This is a genomic window from uncultured Campylobacter sp. (assembly GCF_938045345.1).
GTDB lineage: Bacteria > Campylobacterota > Campylobacteria > Campylobacterales > Campylobacteraceae > Campylobacter_B.
The window spans coordinates 22,686-42,048 of the sequence record NZ_CALIMS010000046.1 but is presented as its reverse complement, the minus strand read 5'-3'; the positions used below and the strand labels follow the sequence as shown (position 1 = coordinate 42,048).

Sequence of the window (19,363 nt, the reverse complement as noted above, 5' to 3'; positions counted from 1 at the left end):
CGGTGGATAAAGACGGCAAAAAGATCGTCTGCGAGGACGAGTACTCAAAATGCCCTGGCTACGAGAGCGAAAAGGGCGGATTTGACTGGCAGTGGACGCAGCACACGGCATTTAGAATCGACAGCAAGTCTAAAAAAGGCGTCGTGTATCTAACCGTCTTTGACAACGGCGACACCCGCGGTATGGAGCAGCCTGCGATGGCGGGCATGAAATACTCCCGCGCAGTCGTCTATAAAATCGACGAAAAAGCTAAAACCGTCGAGCAGCTCTGGGAGTACGGCAAACAGCGCGGCAGCGAGTGGTACAGCTCTGTTACATCGCTCGCGCAGTATCAAGACGACCTTGATAGTGTGATGGTTTACTCCGCGGTCGCGGGTATGCAGTTTGACATCGCCAAAGGCCGCCCGGTCGGCGTACCTAGCCCTCACATCAACGAGTTTGAGTGGGGCGCAAAAGAGCCGTCAATCGAAATAAAAATGACCAACGCGATGGGCTATCAGGCGTTTCCGTTTAGCCCAGAAAAGGCGTTTGAGAAGTAAAATTTTAAAATTTAGCGGCCGTATTTCGAACGCGGCCGCTTTTGTTTTAGATTATGGTCAAATTCTACACATCTACTCGATAGAATTTCATCTGAATTTGCTAAATTTTATCCCTCGGTACGGCAAAATTTAGCCGAAAACATAGCTCTTTATTCTAGAATAAAATTTAATCATCGGATTTGCGATTTCGCGCTCTGCTTTTGCTATAATTTCGCTCTGCTAAAATTAATAAGCGTTATTTCGGTATAGACGAGGTAGCGCACGGTTTGGATGAAATTTGCATCCCGCTTGGGGCGGGGGACGACGGGTATGAAGTTAATGCGCCCAAAGGATATTCGTGCGGCAAGGCGGCGCAGCAAAGGAGAAAGAGTGGAAAAATCTAGAAAAAAGGAACTCAAAAAGCTCGCGGCGTAGCGGCAGCGAGATGCATTTGAAAAGAGCCTGCCGATGAGTAGGGCGGAGTTTGAGCGGCTATTTGAGTTCTTGGACGAGGGCTTGGCGCATCGTGGCTGCGACGGTACGCATAGCCTCACGTTGGAGTTCTTGCGAGCTCGGCGCGCGCCGAATGAGACGGCGGTTTTGGACTTTTGCGAGCAAAACGGCGGATATTGCGACCGCGAAGTTCTAAACAACGTGCAAAATTGCTTCGAATTTTAAGGGGCTATGTGCAGAAAGACATGGTTTTGCAAGCATCGTTTCAAAGAGGCGGTGCGTAAAATTTAGTAAAATTTTAGCGGCTCGATGGCTCAAAAGTAGGGCTAAAGCAACGTTTGCGGTGCGAACTGCCGCCGTGCAATAAGCACAAAGCCCACCACGCCAAACACGCGGGCCTTTTGTAGAATTAATGCTCTAGTTTTTAAATTTGACGCAAAAGGCGGGCAACTCGCCGTCAAAACGGCAATTAAAGCGTGGTGTGACGGGGCTTGTATGGACTTAAGAGCGGTATTGCTCGCTTAATTTAACGATACAAGACGGCGAGGAGACCTGGAGTTTGCCCCCTTAAATTTTATTGCGGTAGCCATCAGGCGGACAGAGATATGCTATGGACGTTTTCATTGAGCGAGCTTGCCGCAGACGCTTTGCTGTGCGACAAGCAGGTTGATTGCAAGATTAGGAGAACTCGCACAAAGCGCTTTTGCGCGAGAGGACTTTGCTGCGGTGCCGACGTAAATTTTATCTGCGCGGCATTTAAATTTAGGCCAAAATTTCCCCGACGAAAAATAGCGCCGACATCGCAAACGTGCAGAGCGCGACGACCTTTAGCTGCCCGTCAAAGTCGCGACATTCCCTCACTTTTAAGACGAAAAAGAGATGCCAAATAAGCGGCGCAAAGCTAATTACGTATAGTAGTTTTACGCCCGGCTCGCCGCGTAAAAGCGAGTAGCAGAGCATTAGACCCGCCCCTCCCGCAATCAGTGCGAAGTGGTAGAGCTTGGCTGCGCGCAGTCCGATACGAACGGGGATCGTGCGCTTGCCTTTGAGCGCGTCGTTTTGGATATCGCGCATATTATTTAAATTTAACACCGCCGTGCTTAACATCCCGCACGCGCACGCAGGCAGCAGCAGCGCCGCATAGAGCGAACGCGCGTATAAAAAGTACGAGCCAAGTACGCTAAGTAGTCCAAAAAACAAAAACACGAAAACGTCGCCGAGCCCCTTGTAGCCGTATGTGCCGGCTCCCACGGTGTAGCGGATCGCGGCATATATCGACGCTCCGCCTAGTGCTAAAAATAGCAGCACGAGATAAAACCGCTCGCCAAACGCCAAAACGCTTAGCGCGAGGCTGCAAAGCGCCGAAAGCAGCGCCGTAGCGATGATGACGCGCTTCATCTGCTCGGCGCTCATCTGCCCCGTTTGGATCGCGCGGCGCGGCCCCAGCCTGCCATCGTCGTCGGTGCCCTTTACCGCGTCGCCGTAGTCGTTGGCATAATCGCTTAGCACCTGAAACAGCAGCGTCGTAAGCAGCGCCAGCGCAAAAATATCCGCTCTAAATACGCCCGCGCCGTATGCCGCGCCGCTACCGAGCAACACGCCCGAGACGCTAAGCGGTAGCGATCTGAGGCGAGCTGATGCGTAAAGAGCCTTTGCGGTTATCATTTTTTGCCTTTTGTTGATTTTTAGAGCCGAATTTACGGCGAACTCGAGATAAAATTTAGCGGAAAAACGCCAAAAATATTATAAATTTAGACTATTCGTAGAGTAAATTTTATTTAAATTCGCCTTTTTAATATAAATAGCGGTAAAATAGAGCCAAAAATTTTAGGAATTGTGATGAAAAAAGTTCTTACCGTTCAAGATATATCCTGCGTGGGCAAGGTTTCGCTGACCGTCGCCTTGCCGATACTAAGCGCAATGGGGATGAGCACAAGCGTGATCCCTACGGCGGTTTTATCGATGCATACGGGCTTTTCGGGCTACACCTTTTGCGATCTAAGCTCTCAAATACGCGCGATCATGGCGCACTGGAAAGACCGCGGAGTGGTATTTGACGGCATTTACACAGGCTTTTTGGGCTCGGCGGCACAGATCGAGATTATGAGCGAGCTATTTGCGAGCTTCGGCGGCGCGGGCAAGACCATTTTGGTCGATCCTTGTATGGGCGATAACGGCGTATTTTATCCTGGCTTTAACGAGGATTTTGCCCGTATGATGGCGCTTCTGTGCGCTCAAGCCGACGTCATTACGCCCAATATCACCGAGGCCTGCGCGATTACAGGCGTGCCGTACCGAGAGGATGCGGATAGGGATTTCATCATGGATCTGCTTGCAAGGCTTCGAGAGCTGGGCGCTAGACAGGTTATTTTAAAGGGCATCGGCTACATTGCCGATCAGTGCGGGGTTTTCAGCTACGATGCACGCACGGGCAGGACGAATGAGTATTTTCACGAGCTGCTGCCGGTCAAATTTAACGGCACCGGCGATATTTTCGCGGCCGTAGCCTTCGGCGCGATAATGCGCGGCAAGTCGCTGGAAACGGCGGTTCGAGTCGCTGCGGACTTCGTCGTCAGCACGATCAAAGAGACGATGAGCGACGAGGAGCGCAAGGACTACGAAGGGGTCGATTTCGAAGCGATAATTCCCGAGCTGGTGAGGAAAATCTAAGTTCTAGACGGATTTGGAACTCGCCGCGCGGACAGAGGATTTGTGGGAGAGCTTTAAAATTTTACCGCAAAAGGAAATTCCTAAATTTCATCTGCGGCGTGAAATTTTAAAATTTCAAAATTATGTGTCGTGTGAGGCATGGAATTTTATAGGCGACGTGGAATTTTAGAATTTATGCATTGCACGGGCTTATAATTTTATCTCCTGCATAGAATTTTAAAATTTGCATCGACGTAAAGATGCGAAATTTATCACTAGCGCGGAATTCTAAACGCAAGGCTGCAGTGAATTTATCTGTTTGCGAGCTTGAGCTGCATTTTGAAATTTTGCACAAAATCTGCTTAAAATTTTATTCCCACAAGCCGTGCATTCATAAAGTATTCTCAAAATTTAGATTAAAATCCGTATTTAAATCCTATATTTATTTAAAATTTTAGCGATTATTAGAGAGGATGCTTGAAGAATTAAATAAAGATGGATATAAAATTAACGGCACTAAATTTCAATATCTGATAGCGAAAAATGAGATGATACGGAAAATTTTATGAGATACCAAGCATCAAGACGGCTACACTATAGCGGTTACTATAAGCGGCAGCGATACGGATAAGATAAATACTTACACAGAAAAAGAAGGATTGTAATAGCAAAGACGATTGGAATTTGAATGTGTAAAAAGGCACTTAATTAAATTTTTCGAAGCATTTAGTGAGATTATGAAATTTTAAAATTTAAATTAAGAAGGACGGTATAGTCGTGAAATTTAAATATGAGCGTCGGCGCAAAATAGCCGCGGAGTGGATCGGCTAGCTCCGCTAAAAGCGCTATATAAAGGGTAAATTTAAAATCGAAGCTTTGCCGAATTTTAAATTTACCCGATTTGCTCGTTACGAAATTTATTCGCCCAGGAAGTATTTCAGATCCGCCTGCGCGTCGCCACTGATTAGGCGAAGGCCGAAATTCTGCACCAAAAAGCCCAAAATTTCGTCGTTGAAAAACTCGGGCACCGTAGGGCCAACGTTGATATTCTTAACGCCTAGGCTAAACAGCGCAAGCAGGATGATGACCGCCTTTTGCTCCATCCACATCAGCACGATCGAGACCGGCAGGTCGTTTACGGCGATGCCCGTAGCCTCGCTAAGCGCCAGGGCGATCTTGACCGCGCCGTTGCTGTCGTTGCACTGGCCTAGATCGATGTAGCGCGGAAGCTCGGTGCCAGGGACGGTTCCAAAATCCACGTCGTTGAAGCGGAATTTGCCGCAGCTTGAGGTCAAAACCACGCAGTCTTTCGGCAGGCTAAGCGCTAGCTCGCGGTAATACTCGCGTCCTTTGCCCGGCGCGTCGCAGCCCGCGATGACGAAAAAGCGGCGGATTTTGCCAGATTTGATCGCGTCTAAAATTTGCGGCGCGAGGCTCAAAATCGTCTTGTAGTGTCCGCCCGTTACCAAGCTCTCGTCGCTGTCCATACTCACGTCGCCGCATGCAAGCGCGCACTCGATGAGCGGCGTAAAATCGTCGTTTTGGATATGCTTGACGCCGTCTGTGCCCGCGATAGAGTAGCCAAACAGCCTGTCTGCGTAGCTACAGGACGAGCGAAGCGGCACGATGCAGTTCGTGGTCATCAAAATCGCGCCTTTAAATTCGTTAAAAAGCTTGGTCTGATCGAACCACGCCTTGCCGACGTTGCCCTTTAGGTGCGGATACTTGCGAAGCTGCGGATAGCCGTGTGCAGGAAGCATCTCGGAGTGGGTGTAGATATTGATGCCCTTGCCCTCGGTCGCTTTTAGCAGCGCCTCAAGAGCGTGCAGGTTGTGTCCGCTGACCAAAATCGCCTTGCCCTCGACTTTGTTTTGGCTAACTTTAACTGGGGTCGGTACGCCGAATTTTGCGGTATGCGCCTCGCTTAAGATATCCATCATCTGCACGCCCGCGCTTCCGACAGCCATCAGCTGCGCGATATGCTCGTCAAAGTTAAAATTTGAGTTCGTCAGCGTGAAATACAACGTATCCGCCATAACGGTATCGACCGCGCTAGTATCGGCGCCGAGCTCGTGTGCGTGGTGGCGGTAGGCGCTAAGGCCTTTAAGCCCGAAAACCATAGTGTCTTGAAGTAACGCCAGCGTCGAGGTTTTGCCGCAGGTGCCGCGGTCTTGACCCTTTGCGCCGCAGCCCTCGGGTACGCTCATTTGGCACTGATGACAGAACATCTCTATATTGTCGCTCATAGAAAATCCTTTATAAAAAATTTAGTTAGTAATTTTAAGATTTTATTTAGGCAAAAAAATTGATTATAATCAATAAATGGCTAAATTTTATCAAATTTATTTACAAAATGAGAATTTTAAATTTTATAAAAGGTATTCTAGATTGCTTAGAAAGCATAACGAGAAATTAGAATATTAAAAAATTTCTGGAACAAATTTTTATAAAACTAAGAAAACTTAAAGCTCTTTAAACATCGATAAAATCAGGGGTCTAAAGGAATTTTTGAGTATATATGGCTCCGGATGCTGGATTCGAACCAGCGACCAAGCGGTTAACAGCCGCCTACTCTACCGCTGAGCTAATCCGGAACGCGTAGAATGGATGGTGCGGATGAAAGGACTTGAACCTTCATGCCGTGAGGCGCCAGATCCTAAGTCTGGTGTGTCTGCCAATTTCACCACATCCGCAAAAAAGAAAGCGCATATTAGCCAAAAAGCTCTTAATATGAGCTTAATATGGTACGCCCAAGAGGATTCGAACCTCTGGCCTACGGCTTAGAAGGCCGTTGCTCTATCCAACTGAGCTATGAGCGCAAAATATCAAATCAGTGGTACGCTCGAAAGGAGTCGAACCTTCAACCTACAGATCCGAAGTCTGTTGCTCTATCCAATTGAGCTACGAGCGCATAAAGTGGGGTGAGTTGTGGGAATCGAACCCACGACCCTCAGGACCACAATCTGATGCTCTAACCTACTGAGCTAAACTCACCACAATGGTCGGAGCGAAAGGATTCGAACCTTCGACCCTCTGGTCCCAAACCAGATGCGCTACCAGCCTGCGCTACGCTCCGAAGATTTTCGTGGATTGAATAAAAAGCGTATTATATATATTTTTTCTTAAATTCCGCTTTTTACGGCTTTAAATTTAATGAAATTTAGCAAGCCTCATCTGTTTTTCTAAATTTTTCAACAAAATTTGCATCAACGCCAGCCCCTTCGTACGGTGCGAAATTTTAAATTTCACCTCAGCGGGCAGCTCTCCGATTGTGCGGTCAAATCCACGCGGAATAAACATAAAATCGTATCCGAAGCCGTTGTGACCGCGCTCTTCGCAGATCGCCGTGCCGTGCATGAATCCGTGCGTGCAAAACTCGCCCAGATCGCATTTTAGCGCGATCGCCGCCGTGTAATGCGCGGGCGAGGAGTCTAAGCTTAAAGCCCTCAGCTTCCTTGCTAATTTCTCGCGATTGCTCGCATCCGTTGCACCCTCTCCACTAAAGCGTGCCGAAAATATCCCCGGAGCCCCGCCCAGCGCGTCCACGCAGATACCGCTATCATCGCTTAGCACGAAAAATTCGCTCTGCAAATTTTTACTTTTTAGGGCCTCATACACTGCGCGAACTTTAATAAGCGCGTTTTGTTTGAAGCTCGTGCCGCATTCGTCGATCTCAAAAGGATCCAGCACCTCGCCGAGCGCGCACACGTCGTATCCCGTGAAAAATTCTTTTATCTCTTTTACCTTATTTTTATTGCTCGTCGCAAGTAAAATTTTCATCCGCTCTCCTTAAATTTAAGCCGCCATTTTACCCAAAATCAAAGAATTCGTTACGATTTTTGGCTATAATCGGCACAAATTTCATATTATTTGAGGTCTAAGATTATGCTAAAAAGCGTCCTTCCGCTTAGTTTTATCATCGCTACGAGGTTTTTTGGATTATTTATTTTGCTGCCCGTGCTTAGCCTGTATGCATTGAGCTTACACGGCGCAAACGAAAGCCTAGTGGGGTTACTTTTTGGAATTTATGCGATTATGCAAGTGATTTTGCAAACGCCATTTGGAGTGCTAAGCGATAAGATCGGACGTAAAAAAACCCTTGCGATAGGACTGGCGCTTTTTATCCTGGGCGCTTGCGTTTGCGCGGCTAGCGAGAATATTTATACGATGATTTTTGGGCGCTTTTTGCAAGGCTGCGGTGCTGTAGGAGCCGTAGCTACCGCACTAATTAGCGATTTTACGCGAGAGGAAGAGCGCGGTAAGGCGATGGCGGTAATGGGCGCGATGATAGGCGTGAGCTTTGGTGTCGCAATGATTTTAAGTCCGCTTTTAAGCGCTAAATTTGGGCTTGCCAGCCTATTTCATCTAAGTTCAGCGCTTACGCTTTTATGTTTGATGCTGCTTTTTTTCGTAGTACCCACCGAACCGCATATCCGCTCCCTGCGCCAAAAGGTCCCGCTCGGCTCACTTTTGAGTGACAAAAATTTAATGCTTATGAATTTAACGAATTTTTTTCAAAAATCTTTCATGACGGCAGCATTTTTTCTAATTCCAATTTTGCTCGTGCAAAAATTCGGACTTTCCAAAAGTGATTTGACCAAAATTTATGCTCTAGGCGCTATTTTCGGCTTTACTGCGATGGGTGCGAGCGGCGCTTTAGGCGAAAAGCGCGCGCTAGCTAAGCAAATTCTACTTATCGGCATCTGCTTTTTCATCGCTTCGTATTTGATTTTTGCGTTTGCTAGCGGGGTGAGCGCTTTCGTGGTGGGCGTGATGCTCTTTTTCGTGGGATTTAACGCGCATGAGCCCATTATGCAAAGCCTTGCGTCCAAATTTGCCAAAGTCGCTCAAAAAGGCGCCGCACTTGGGATTTTTAATTCGTTCGGATTTTTTGGCAGTTTTTTGGGCGGGCTCTGCGGCGGCGCACTTTTTGGCAAAATTGGCATCGAAGCGCTAGGCATTGGCGTCGCGGTTTTGGGTGTGATCTGGCTTGCGCTACTTTCTAGGCTGAGCGATCCAAAACTTTTTAAGAATTTATACTTTCCTAAAGGCGGCGATTTTTCCACACTACAGGGCGTAAAAGGCATTATTGAAATTTACGAGACCGATGGCGAACTCGTTGTGAAATTTAACTCGAAATTGATAAATGAAGATCAAATTTATAAAATCGTAGGAGGCAAATGATGGAATTTGAAAAATTTGAAAGCGCGATGGAGCGCTTCGCAAATACGGTGCAAAAGTCATCGCGCATCGAAAAAGTCGCGATCACTCAGGCGCTAGGGCGTATTTTGGCAAGCGACGTCGCGGCGCCTTTCAGCACTCCGCGCCGCCCGACCGCCGCGATGGACGGCTACGCGCTAAAGGGCGCGGATCTGAGCGAGGGGGCTAAATTTAAGATCGTCGGCACGACGCCTGCGGGCAAGATGCCTGGCGCCACGGCAAAAGCGGGCGAGTGCGTCAAAACATTCACCGGCGGGCTAATGTGCGAGGGTAGCGACACGCTTCTGCCGATCGAAAACGTGCAGGTACAAGACAGCGAGATCGTCGTCACAAAGCCCGTTTCCGCAGGCTTTGCCGTGCGCGCGGCGGGCGAGAGCTACCGCGAGGGCGAGCTTTTGCTTCGTAGCGGCACGAAGCTCGGCTTTTCGCAGATCGCGCTGCTAGCCGAGCTAGGGCTATTTCACATAAGCGTATTCGTCCGCCCAAAAGTAGCGATCCTTGCCACCGGTAGCGAGATAAAAGACCTCGGCGAAAAGCTCGAAAACGACGCTCAAATTTACAGCTCCAACCACATCGCGCTTGCAAATTTAGTAACGCAGCTAGGCTGCGAAGCGATGATAATGCCTCTAGTACGCGACGACGAAAAAGAGCTAGAAGGCGCGATCCTATCGGCTTTACAGAGCGCCGACATACTTCTAACAAGCGGCGGAGTGAGCGTAGGGGACTACGACTTCGTACAAAGCACGCTACAGTCAAAATTTGAGCTAATCGTAAAAGGTGCGGCGATCAAACCGGGCCGCCACGTGCGCGTAGCTAAAACCGGCGAAAAATATATCTTCGCATTCCCGGGCTTCCCGCTCTCGGCGCTCATTACGTGCATTTTATTTTTGCGCGTATATCTGCGAAGATCCTTCGGCATGCACGAAAACACGGAATTTAGTGCGATCTTGGATCACGACTACGTAAAAAAGACGCCGTGGCTGGAGTTTATGCCCGCCGTCTTGCAAAACAGAGAAGGGCGACTTTTTGTTAGCCTGCAAAGCAAAAAGCAGGGCTCCAGCGCGATTTTGAACAATTTAGACGACGATAGCGTCCTGCTCGTCGCGCCGCTAGAGGTCAAGGAGCTCAAAAAAGGCGAGCTCGTACGCGTAATCTCAGTACCTAAAATTTAGCGCACAGCGGTTCGGAGGCGGTTGCGGCGGCGGACGGAATTTTAACTGCCACAAAGGTTAAAATTTTGCCGTCGCGAGACGTTAAATTTGGCTGCGAAAGCTCTACTTTATGGCTTTGAAAAGTTGAAATTTAGACCCAAATCGCGCGCCGCGATAGGCTCATCATAATTTTTACCGCGCGCCGTATCAGAACAAGCAGGCGCGCCGAAATCTTTGCCGCCGCGCAATTTTAGCCCAAGCTGTTTCACTGGCAAAATTCGGGTATTTACGAGAGATAAGCGAAAATGAAAGATAAATTTTATAGCGCTCCGGCGGGCGTTTTCGGCGAATACAAAGCGGGTGTAAAATGAGCCAAACTCACCCTTTTAAGCCGATTTTCGATCAAAATTCTAAAATTTTAATCCTCGGCTCCTTTCCCTCCGCTCCCTCTCGCAAGCTGGGCTTTTACTACGCAAATCCGCAAAATCGCTTCTGGCGGGTGCTGGCGCAAATTTTAAACGCGCCGCCGCCTACGAGCACGGAGGAAAAGATAAAATTCCTGCTCGCCCGCCGCATCGCCATCTACGACGCTGCGATCTGCTGCGAGATAAAGGGCTCAAGTGACGCCAAAATGACCGCCGTCGTGCCTGCAAATTTAGAGCCGATCTTTAGCGGCGCGCACATCGCGCAAGTTTACGCAAACGGCGGCAAGGCGCACGAAATCTGCGAAAAATACCTAAAAACTCAAATTTTAAACACAACGGGCAAAGAACCCGTCAAGCTACCCTCGACTAGCCCTGCGAATGCAAATTTTAGTTTTGAAAGGCTCGTTGGCGAGTGGACGATCGTCGCGGATGTGTTAAAGCGCGCCGAAATTTAGCGCTTAGCTCCGTTAAACAGCACGCGATAGGCCTACCTACACGGCGCGCGTCTAACGCCATAAACCAAATCCTCAGTCCAAACTCCGCGAGGATTTATCTAAAATTTAGCTTCAAATTTTAAAATTCTTTAAATTTAACCGAGCCAAAGGAAGCAAAATATGAAAACCCGCAAAGCCGCGCAAAATTCGCTCAATTTGGGCTTAAATTTAATGCGAAATTTCGCTTTTTCAAGCGCATTAAAGCTCCTGCTTCCGTTTTTAGCGTTAGGCGCGCAAGCTCTGGAGCCAAAAATCGTAATGAAGCCCGAGCCGGTCCTGAAAAACGGCCTATATTTCGTAGCGGATAAGCCCTATAGCGGGACGCTTAAGGTGCTGCATTATAGTGCCGAGGATCTCTACGACGTAAATTTTATGGGCGTCGTCTACCTCAGAGCAAAGCCGCTGCCACCGACGCTTATCAGAGAGATCGACGTAAAGGACGGCACCGCGGTGCTTCAGCGCGATTACTTTGACGGCAGAGATAAGCCTTCAAACGAATATCCGCTAAAGGGCGGCCTGTACGACGGCGTCGCGAAGAGCTATTACGCAGATAGCGGCGAGCTGAGGTCGCAGAGCGAATACAAAGCCGGCAAGCGCGAGGGTTTTTACAAGCTGTATTATCAGGGAAGCGGCAAGCTAAAGCAGCAGGGCGCGTATAAAGCGGATAGGCGCGAGGGCGTTTTCACCGACTACTACGAAAGCGGCGAAGTAAGCGCGCGCCATCCGTATAAGGGCGGGCTGCGAAACGGTAAAGACATGGATTATTACAAAAACGGCAAAGTGCGCGGCGTGCGAAACTATAAGGCGGGTAAGCGCCAAGGCACGGAAAAATGGTACTACGAAAGCGGCGCGCTAAAGCAGATGGGCGCATACAAGGATGACCGCAAACAGGGAATTTGGAAGTGGTTTTACGAGGACGGCAAGACGCGCGTAGTCGAAAATTTCAAAGACGACGAGCGCGACGGCACCGTGCGCGAATACTACGAAGGCGGCGCGCTTGCGGCGAAGGTAATGTTCAGAGACGGGCGCAAGCACGGGCTATACGAAACATATCACGAAAACGGCGCGCTCAAGGCTATAGTTACGTTCAAGGATGGCCTGGAAACGGGCACGGCGAAGCACTACTACGCAGACGGAAAGCTCGAAGCCGAGGGCGAGTTTGAGCGCGGTAGGCTCGTGCGTGCCAAAAAATACGACGAAAGCGGCAAACTAATCAGCGACAAATCCGATAAAAACGGGCTAGCAAGGGAGTAAAGCGGGCTAAATTTTAAAATTTTAAGTGGATTTGAGGCTTTGAGTGGGCTTAAAATTTGAAATAGGGTTTGAATTTTAAGCAGACGCGGCTTTACGTTTTACAGGCGCAATATTTTTGAGCGGAACGGTTTCGTGCTTTGAGGGAAGGCGGTTTTTAATTTTATTAGGCGTAGCTCTATACTTTAAATAGACACGACTTCGTGTTTCGATTGATCTCGGCTTCGCGTTTCGGACAAATTTTGATTGAGCGTGGCTATACGCTTTAAATAGGTGCGACTTTACGTTTCGAGTGAGTACGGCTTTGGATTTTATTGAGTATGACTTTGAATTTAAGCGAACGTGGTTTGCACTTTTGGTTTGGCGTTCATGCCGCGCGAATAGTGCCGCCTTAACGGACTAATTTTATGTTTGTGAAGCGATGTGCTGCGTTTAAACGAGTAAAATTCTATGCCGAGCGGCTTTATAGGGCGCGCAAATACGGCTCGGTGCTTTAATTAACGAAGTCTCGTGCAGCGCAACTCGTCGCGTGATTTGAGCTGATGCGGTTAAAATTCCACGCCGTATTTTGGCGCACATAGCGCGCAGGTATCGCTCGACGCGGCATAGCTTGGCTTTCGATACGGCTCGTCTTTTAGACATAATGAACTAGCCTTCTAAAGTAGCGCAAATTTTAAAAATTTAAAGCGGGATTTTAAACCGAAACGGCACTGAAATTTTAACCGCCGAAAGGGTAAAATTTGACGATCAAATTTCGCTAAATTTAGCCCACGGTTCGCAAGCCGTGCTATTCAGGCCCAAATTCAAATTCACCGCAACCTTGTCTTTGGCGCGGCAAATTTTATCTGGCTGATATTTTAAAATTTACCAACCGCTTTATTAAACAAAATTTTACGAATAGGGCATGGGTGAACAAGGCAGGGAGGTAGAGAGTGCCTCTCTATATAATTACGGAAGCAAAGAATGCGCTGCTTATTTCAGTATGAAAATTTCGTGGGCTTATTTGCAACTTTAAAATTTTGCAAGATGCTCGCTCGTAGCGTTAAATTTCCATACGCGGGCGGTGGAAATTTTAAGAAAGCAGAGCTAGATAAAGCGAAATTTCACATAAGGTCTGTGCAACGCGGTATTTGCGCACAAGATATAAGCGCTGAAAAGGAGAAGCACTCGGAATTTGGCACGTAACGAGTGGTGAGCTATGGTCAAACAAACTTCAAATTAAAAATCTTAAATTTTAATCCGTGGACGCCAAATGGGCTCAAAATCAAATTTGCGTAAATTTAGAGCGCGGCAAGCCGGGAGCGCTCTCAGAGGAGCACTACAGGTCGTATAGCGCAGTATCCGTACGGCAAAATACAGGCATTGGAAGACGTAGCCATTTGAAATTTAGCGCGCGGCGGGCATAGAGAACCGAAAATCCGCAGCGCTAAAGTTTACTCGGCAAAAGTCCGAATTTATCCGCAGCAGCCGCAATCGCAGCGCGAGGAAGCGGCGGGATGAAGCTCGCTAATGTAGAGCTTTGCGGAGTCAAGTCCTTGCTTTTTCGCCCATGAATAGGCGTCGCTTGCAAAGCCGAAGTCGGCAAAATGCAAGAAGCTCTCCACGTAGAACTTGCGCGCATTTTGATGATCGGCATAATAGGCGTGCTCCCAAAGATCGCAGGCAAGCAGTGGAATTTTGCCGCGCACGATCGGCGTGTCTGCGTTTTGCGTCGTGATGATTTCTAAATTTGCGCCGCGCTCGTCGCACGCGAGCCAGCACCAGCCGCTACCGAAAAGCCCCAGCGCGCGCTTTAAAAACTCGTTTTTAAAATTTTCCATCCCGCCGAAAGCCTGCGCTAAAGCGTCCGCTAGCTCGCCGCTAGGCTCGCTGGGCTGCGCGATACAATCGAAGTAAAAATCGTGGTTGTAAATTTCAGAAGCGTTGTTAAAAATACGGCTAAAACCTAGGCAAATTTGATAAAGCTTTGAAATTTGTGAAAACTCGCACTCCTCGCCGCGCGCCTCCCTGAACGACTGCGTGATGATCGTAAAAAGATCTGCGTTTTGTATCGGCGTGTCCGCTATATCTCGATTTAAGGCAGAGACGTAGTCCACGCAAAGCCCGCCGTGGTGAAATTTCAAACTCTGCAAGCTCGCGATTTTATTCGTGCGCGGATCAAAAGGCAGCGCCCTGGATCTAAACACTAATAATCCTCGCTGTCCAAATCGCTATAATCGTTAAAACCATCGTCGTCTTCGTAGCTGTAATCATCCTCGTCGTAGTTGTAGTTGTAACTCTCGTCGCCTCCGATTAAATCATCGTCCTCGTATTCGTCCTCATCGAACTCTTCGTCTTCGAAGTCATCGAAATCAGCCATTTTGCTCTCCTTTGTCGTTGGAATTTACTTTTGATTTTACGCATTCACTTGCTATTTCCGGGATATTTTCGATATAAACGCTCTGTGATGGGAAGGCAAACGATAGCCCGTTTTGCTCCACGATCTCCATTATTTTAAATAAAACATCCTCTTTAGTTTGGATAAAATTTGCCCATATTACGGTTTTTGTGAAGCAGTAAACTAAAATATTAATGGACGAATCGCCAAAGCTATCTAACGCCACGAACATGGTGCTTTTATAGCCCGCTAAATCGTCGATAGAGACCATATTTTGTCTATAGCGCATACGAAAATCTTTGGAATTTAGCGCCGTATCGGCAGACTGAGCGATACCCGGGTGAGATTTGAGCATCTCTTTGATGTCGTTTACGCACTTTCGCAGTTGAGCCGTGCTCGCGCCGTATTCGACGCCTATGGTAAGCTTTAAATTCCGTCCTACCTTCCTGCGGCTCCAGTTTTTGATATTTTGCGCCATTATGTTGGAATTCGGCACAAAAACAAGAGCATTGTCAAAGGTTCTGATCGTCGTCTTTCTAAAGCCCGTTTCTACGACGTTTCCTTCTATGTCTCCTAATACGACCCAGTCTCCTTGCGAAAATGAATTATCAAATAATAGCATCACGGATGAGAAGAAATTTGCGATGATGTCCTTGGTTGCAAATGCGATCGCAAGTCCGCCGATTCCAAGCGATGCCATAAGCGCCGAGATGTCAAAGCCTAGACGCTTTAGTACCAAAAGTGCGGCGATGATGATTACTATGACGTATAGAATTTTAACAACCAGATTTATGATATCTTTTCTGACGCCTTTTTTTGTGATGTTTCCAAGCACGACAATACCGTAACCATCGATGATTTCGATGATGAGCCATGCCCAAAGCACCACGTAAACGATCGAGAATAAATTTGCAAATTTTATCGGCACAGGCGCCGGATAATAAAATATACTAAGACAGATATCGACCGAATAAGCAATCAGCAAAATACCCATCGGACGCTTGATAATGCCTACTACTTGCGTTTTTAGAGTTTCGCTATCCAGAGAAAAGCTTTTATTAAAGAATTTAAATACGAAATAGATGATGTTAGCGAGCAGTCTGCGAAGCGAGTAGAAAAATAGCGTAATCAGCGTGATCAAAATGAGCTTGCCGAAATTTACGTGGCTGAGCTTAAACGGAATTTTATCGTTGATATAATCGATCACCGACTTAAAATTTAAGCTCGTAAAAACCACGCTGCTTGCGAGTAGATCGCTATTTCGCGACAGATACGTAAGCACCTCGTCGTAGGTCTGCTTATCGTTTTTCAAATCGTTGATTTTAGACTCTAAGGCGTCTATCTGCTCTTGACTGCTTAGATTATTTTTCAAATCATTAAGTTTGCTAAAATCCCTAGTTTGGATATTTAGTAGCGTACTACTTAGCTCGCTTTCAAGCGCGCTTCTGCTTGCGCCGTTTACAAACATATCCTCAATTTTCATAAGTGAGGTATAAAAGATCTCCGCCATTTCCATTTTTTCCAAATCCGCGCTTGCATTTACGTATTCGGGAGAGCTCTGCTTTTTGGCGTATTTTTTTAGCGTAGTTTGGATGTTCTTTTTATTTTGAGCATACGACATTATGCTTTCGATATCCATATCCTGCTGCGTAATCGCGAAAGGTAGGCGATCAAAGAGCTTGGCTTTATTGCGATCGATGGCGTCCAGTTCGTTTTTGCTCGCGTTGGCATCGCCGCCGTTAAGCAGGGAGTTGCGCTGCAAATTTAGCTTTTTAATCTCTTTGATTACAGAGATAAGCGTCTCGCCGTTAGGAGTTTTTTTCTGTGAAGTCTCCGTTTTGGCGACCTTTTCTGCGATCATATTTATTACTTCAGTTTTATTACCATCCTCCGCACCGAGGGATTTGGATAGGATTTTAGCGACTTCCTTTTTGATCTCGGTTTTGTTGTTTTCTAAAGTAAGATTTGCCTCGGGAGTAGAAGAATTCGTCTCTACAAAGCTTCCCTCGCCGGTCGTGTTGAGGTCTGCAAACGCTAAAGCGACGCTAAAAAGACTAATCGTTAAAAAGCTGATTATAGATTTTTTCATAATCCATTCCCTTATTTAATAGCGTAAAATGCGCGCCTTCGTCGTCGTAGTTGAATAGCTCGCCCGTTTCGATGACGTAGTGCCAGCCGTAAATTTTAATCTCGCCGTTTTTGTAGGCGTCTTTGATGCCAGGAAAGCTAAGTAAATTTTGCATGGAATTTATAATATTTAGCCGCTCGGTGATCCACTCGCGCTTGTCGGCGCCGAGATCTTTGAGCTTTTCGACCTCGTCTTTTACAGGCTGCATTAAATTTAGCCAGCGCCTTACGTTTGGAATTTTTTCGAGCTTTTTTGCGTCATAAAACAGCGCCGCGCAGCCTCCGCAGTTACTGTGCCCGCAAACGATGATATTTTTGATATTTAGCGAATACAGCGCGTATTCAATCGCTGAGGTAGTCGCTAAAAATTCCTCGCTAATGCGGTATGGAGGAACGACGTTTGCAATATTTCGTACGACGAAAAGCTCTCCTGGAAGCGTCGAGGTAATTAGGCTCGGCACCACTCGCGAGTCGGAGCAGCCGATAAAAAGCGTGTGGGGCTTTTGATGATTTGCCAGACTTCCGAAAAGCTCGGCATGCTCGGCAAAATTTTCTTCCATAAATTTAATAGCTCCATTTATTAACTGGCTGGGCATACTTTCTCCTTAAAAAAGTCGGGAATTATATATTACTTTCATAAATAGATAGAATTCTGCGAATTTTTAATTATATATTTACCAAATTTTCGCTAAACTCCCCGCTCATAAATCAAAAGAAGGAGAAAGATATGAGTCTATACGACAGACGAAATTACGCGGACGGCTATGAACTATCGGACGCATCACTGGAACAAGGACGAATCTCTCAGACCATTAAACAAACCTACGCGCTTCTAACCGCTTCGATGATAGCTGCGGCGGCAGGGGCTTTTGTGGCGATGAGTTTCGGCGTGAGCTTGGCTCTTCATCCGATTTTATATCTGGTAGTTTTAATGGGGCTGATCTTCGGTATGCAGGCAGCCGTAAATCGCGGCGCCAACACGATCGCGCTGGTTTTGCTTTTTGCATTTACCTTTATTACCGGTCTTACTCTAGGTAAATTGATCGCTATTTATATCGCAGCAGGCGCTGGAGACGTAGTAACGCATGCGTTCGTGGCTACGGCGATTACTTTCGGTGCTCTCACCGTTTATGCGATGAATACAAAGACAAATTTCGACTCTTGGGGCAAGCCGCTATTGGTATCGCTTGTGGCTATTATCGTACTAAGCCTTTTGAACTACTTCTTTTTCAAAAGCACCGTGCTTGATATAGCGATTTCAGCTTTTTCGGCTTTAATCTTTTCGATGTATATCATCTACGATACTAAAAATATTATAAACGGCACCTATACTTCACCGATAATGGCTGCCGTAGATATGTATCTAAACATCTACAACCTCTTCCTTTCGCTGCTAAGAATTTTCGGCGCAAGTAGAGACTAAATTTTACGCACCGCTTCGTGCGGTGCACTCTTAACTTAAAATTTATAAATCTTTTATTATAATCGCAAATTCAATTTTTTCAAAAGGTTTTATAGTGACTACGTTATTTTTGGTTTTACAAGTCGTTTTTGCCGTGATAATTACGATCTCCGTTCTACTGCAAAAGAGCTCTTCTATCGGACTTGGCGCATACAGCGGAAGCAACGAAAGCTTATTTGGTGCGAAGGGTCCAGCTGGATTTTTAGCTAAATTTACCGCCGCGATGGGAATTTTATTCGTGATAAATACACTTGTGCTCGCATATTTCTATCAGCAAGATGCTAAATCTTCCGTAGTCGATCGCGTAAAGATCGAAGCAAATGCTACTAAATCCGTGCCAAACGCTGTCCCTAGCGTGCCATCCATACCAGCTTCAGGCGCAAAGCCTAATTTCGCTCCGGCAAGCACTGAGTCAAATTTCATAATTAGCGGCGAGACCAATGCAACGGATACGAAAATCGAAGCGCCCGCAGCTCCTGCGACCGATACTACCGCAGCTAGCGCGCCTGCCCAGTCGCAAGCATCAAGCGATACCAATGCTAGCGCTACTTCCGCAGATCAAAACACAACCAAATAAACTCTAAATTTTAAAATTTAAAAGCGCAAAATCCGCGCTTTTAAATGCTATTCTTATTTTTTTAACGCTATAATTTCGCAAATTTTATTTAAAGGATTTGAATGCTAGAAGCTATCTATAAAGAGCAAAGAGCAAACGGCGATCGAGCTATCGAGGCTTTGAAAAAGGACTTTACGACGCTACGCACCGGCAAGGTGAGCGTGGCGATCCTGGATCATATTTTCGTGGATTATTACGGCTCGCAGACTCCGCTAAATCAGGTCGCGACCGTCCTTTCGACCGATGCGGTAACGATCTCGATCACTCCGTGGGAAAAACCGATGCTAAAGGCGATCGAAAGCGCGATCGCAGCGGCGAATATCGGCGTAAACCCTACTAACGACGGCGAGAGCGTAAAATTATTTTTCCCGCCGATGACGATCGAGCAACGCCAAGAAAACGCAAAAAAGGCCAAAGCGATGGGCGAAAAAGCAAAAATCGGCATTCGCAACGTCCGCAAAGACGCCAACGACGAAATCAAAAAGCTCGAAAAAGACAAAGCGATCTCCGAAGACGACGCTAAAAAGGGCTACGACGAGGTGCAAAAGATCACCGACTCTTACTCCGCCAAGATCGACGACGCAGTCAAGGCCAAAGAAGCCGAGCTTTTGAAGGTCTGA

At 47.1% G+C, this 19,363-nt stretch carries 19 protein-coding genes and 6 tRNA genes; 12 read left to right on the top strand and 13 right to left on the bottom strand.

The window, feature by feature from the left end:
• Positions 1–539, top strand: a 539-nt coding sequence (locus Q0144_RS08295; RefSeq protein WP_298063239.1) for an aryl-sulfate sulfotransferase, incomplete at its 5' end; no start/stop codon positions are given.
• Positions 540–986: 447 nt separating this feature from the next.
• On the top strand, positions 987–1,196 hold the full coding sequence (locus Q0144_RS08290) for a DUF2695 domain-containing protein (protein ID WP_298063237.1): 210 nt from the start codon (positions 987–989) through the stop codon (positions 1,194–1,196).
• A 537-nt stretch (positions 1,197–1,733) separates the two neighbouring features.
• Here the strand turns inward: Q0144_RS08290 and menA are convergent.
• A complete protein-coding gene (gene menA, locus Q0144_RS08285; RefSeq protein WP_298063235.1) occupies positions 1,734–2,636 on the bottom strand; it encodes a 1,4-dihydroxy-2-naphthoate octaprenyltransferase in 903 nt (300 codons plus the stop codon).
• Positions 2,637–2,810: 174 nt separating this feature from the next.
• On the opposite strand from menA, the gene Q0144_RS08280 reads away from it, so the two are divergent.
• Positions 2,811–3,641 carry a pyridoxamine kinase gene (locus Q0144_RS08280; protein WP_298063232.1) on the top strand — a complete coding sequence of 277 codons (831 nt, stop codon included), beginning with the start codon at positions 2,811–2,813 and terminating at the stop codon, positions 3,639–3,641.
• Positions 3,642–3,654: 13 nt separating this feature from the next.
• The gene (locus tag Q0144_RS08275; RefSeq protein ID WP_297997360.1) at positions 3,655–3,810 is read left to right on the top strand and encodes a hypothetical protein; all 156 of its coding nucleotides are present in this window, start codon (positions 3,655–3,657) and stop codon (positions 3,808–3,810) included.
• A 727-nt stretch (positions 3,811–4,537) separates the two neighbouring features.
• Here the strand turns inward: Q0144_RS08275 and hcp are convergent.
• From hcp to Q0144_RS08235, 8 genes are all read right to left on the bottom strand, one after another.
• Complete coding sequence (gene hcp, locus Q0144_RS08270) at positions 4,538–5,866, bottom strand: hydroxylamine reductase (protein WP_298063230.1); 1,329 nt, start codon at positions 5,864–5,866, stop codon at positions 4,538–4,540.
• 273 nt (positions 5,867–6,139) lie between these two features.
• Positions 6,140–6,214, bottom strand: a tRNA-Asn gene (locus Q0144_RS08265).
• 14 nt (positions 6,215–6,228) lie between these two features.
• A tRNA-Leu gene (locus Q0144_RS08260) sits at positions 6,229–6,313 on the bottom strand.
• A gap of 49 nt (positions 6,314–6,362) precedes the next feature.
• Positions 6,363–6,439 (bottom strand) — tRNA-Arg (locus Q0144_RS08255).
• A 15-nt stretch (positions 6,440–6,454) separates the two neighbouring features.
• Positions 6,455–6,531, bottom strand: a tRNA-Arg gene (locus Q0144_RS08250).
• A gap of 6 nt (positions 6,532–6,537) precedes the next feature.
• A tRNA-His gene (locus Q0144_RS08245) sits at positions 6,538–6,614 on the bottom strand.
• A 5-nt stretch (positions 6,615–6,619) separates the two neighbouring features.
• A tRNA-Pro gene (locus Q0144_RS08240) sits at positions 6,620–6,696 on the bottom strand.
• Positions 6,697–6,770: 74 nt separating this feature from the next.
• Complete coding sequence (locus Q0144_RS08235) at positions 6,771–7,400, bottom strand: non-canonical purine NTP pyrophosphatase (RefSeq protein WP_298063228.1); 630 nt, start codon at positions 7,398–7,400, stop codon at positions 6,771–6,773.
• Between the two features lie 105 nt (positions 7,401–7,505).
• Here Q0144_RS08235 and Q0144_RS08230 point away from each other — a divergent pair, with 105 nt between their 5' ends.
• The 5 genes from Q0144_RS08230 (at position 7,506) to Q0144_RS08210 (ending at position 13,346) form a co-directional block, all read left to right on the top strand.
• Positions 7,506–8,804 (top strand): MFS transporter, encoded by a 1,299-nt coding sequence (locus Q0144_RS08230; protein ID WP_298063226.1) that lies wholly within the window; start codon positions 7,506–7,508, stop codon positions 8,802–8,804.
• Complete coding sequence (locus Q0144_RS08225) at positions 8,801–10,012, top strand: molybdopterin molybdotransferase MoeA (protein WP_298063224.1); 1,212 nt, start codon at positions 8,801–8,803, stop codon at positions 10,010–10,012. The genes Q0144_RS08230 and Q0144_RS08225 overlap by 4 nt, the downstream gene beginning before the upstream one ends.
• A gap of 346 nt (positions 10,013–10,358) precedes the next feature.
• Positions 10,359–10,871 carry a DNA-deoxyinosine glycosylase gene (locus Q0144_RS08220; RefSeq protein WP_298063222.1) on the top strand — a complete coding sequence of 171 codons (513 nt, stop codon included), beginning with the start codon at positions 10,359–10,361 and terminating at the stop codon, positions 10,869–10,871.
• 159 nt (positions 10,872–11,030) lie between these two features.
• Positions 11,031–12,164, top strand: a complete 1,134-nt coding sequence (locus Q0144_RS08215; RefSeq protein ID WP_298063220.1) for a toxin-antitoxin system YwqK family antitoxin — start codon at positions 11,031–11,033, stop codon at positions 12,162–12,164.
• A gap of 960 nt (positions 12,165–13,124) precedes the next feature.
• Positions 13,125–13,346, top strand: coding sequence for a hypothetical protein (locus tag Q0144_RS08210; RefSeq protein WP_298063218.1), 222 nt, complete (start codon positions 13,125–13,127; stop codon positions 13,344–13,346).
• 269 nt (positions 13,347–13,615) lie between these two features.
• On the opposite strand, the gene Q0144_RS08205 is transcribed toward Q0144_RS08210, so the two are convergent.
• The 4 genes from Q0144_RS08205 to Q0144_RS08190 are packed head-to-tail and all read right to left on the bottom strand — an operon-like array spanning position 13,616 to position 17,261.
• Positions 13,616–14,347, bottom strand: coding sequence for a superoxide dismutase (locus tag Q0144_RS08205; protein WP_298063216.1), 732 nt, complete (start codon positions 14,345–14,347; stop codon positions 13,616–13,618).
• A complete protein-coding gene (locus Q0144_RS08200; protein WP_005870938.1) occupies positions 14,347–14,520 on the bottom strand; it encodes a hypothetical protein in 174 nt (57 codons plus the stop codon). Before Q0144_RS08200 ends, Q0144_RS08205 begins: the two co-directional genes overlap by 1 nt.
• Positions 14,513–16,627 (bottom strand): mechanosensitive ion channel family protein, encoded by a 2,115-nt coding sequence (locus Q0144_RS08195; RefSeq protein WP_298063213.1) that lies wholly within the window; start codon positions 16,625–16,627, stop codon positions 14,513–14,515. Before Q0144_RS08195 ends, Q0144_RS08200 begins: the two co-directional genes overlap by 8 nt.
• Positions 16,593–17,261, bottom strand: coding sequence for a carbonic anhydrase (locus tag Q0144_RS08190; RefSeq protein WP_297943776.1), 669 nt, complete (start codon positions 17,259–17,261; stop codon positions 16,593–16,595). The genes Q0144_RS08195 and Q0144_RS08190 overlap by 35 nt, the downstream gene beginning before the upstream one ends.
• 131 nt (positions 17,262–17,392) lie before the next feature.
• On the opposite strand from Q0144_RS08190, the gene Q0144_RS08185 reads away from it, so the two are divergent.
• The 3 genes from Q0144_RS08185 to frr all read left to right on the top strand — a co-directional run bounded on the left by Q0144_RS08185 (position 17,393) and on the right by frr (position 19,363).
• Positions 17,393–18,088, top strand: a complete 696-nt coding sequence (locus Q0144_RS08185; protein WP_297880079.1) for a Bax inhibitor-1/YccA family protein — start codon at positions 17,393–17,395, stop codon at positions 18,086–18,088.
• Between the two features lie 94 nt (positions 18,089–18,182).
• Positions 18,183–18,704, top strand: coding sequence for a preprotein translocase subunit SecG (gene secG, locus Q0144_RS08180; protein ID WP_298063207.1), 522 nt, complete (start codon positions 18,183–18,185; stop codon positions 18,702–18,704).
• A gap of 101 nt (positions 18,705–18,805) precedes the next feature.
• A complete protein-coding gene (gene frr / locus Q0144_RS08175; protein WP_295150138.1) occupies positions 18,806–19,363 on the top strand; it encodes a ribosome recycling factor in 558 nt (185 codons plus the stop codon).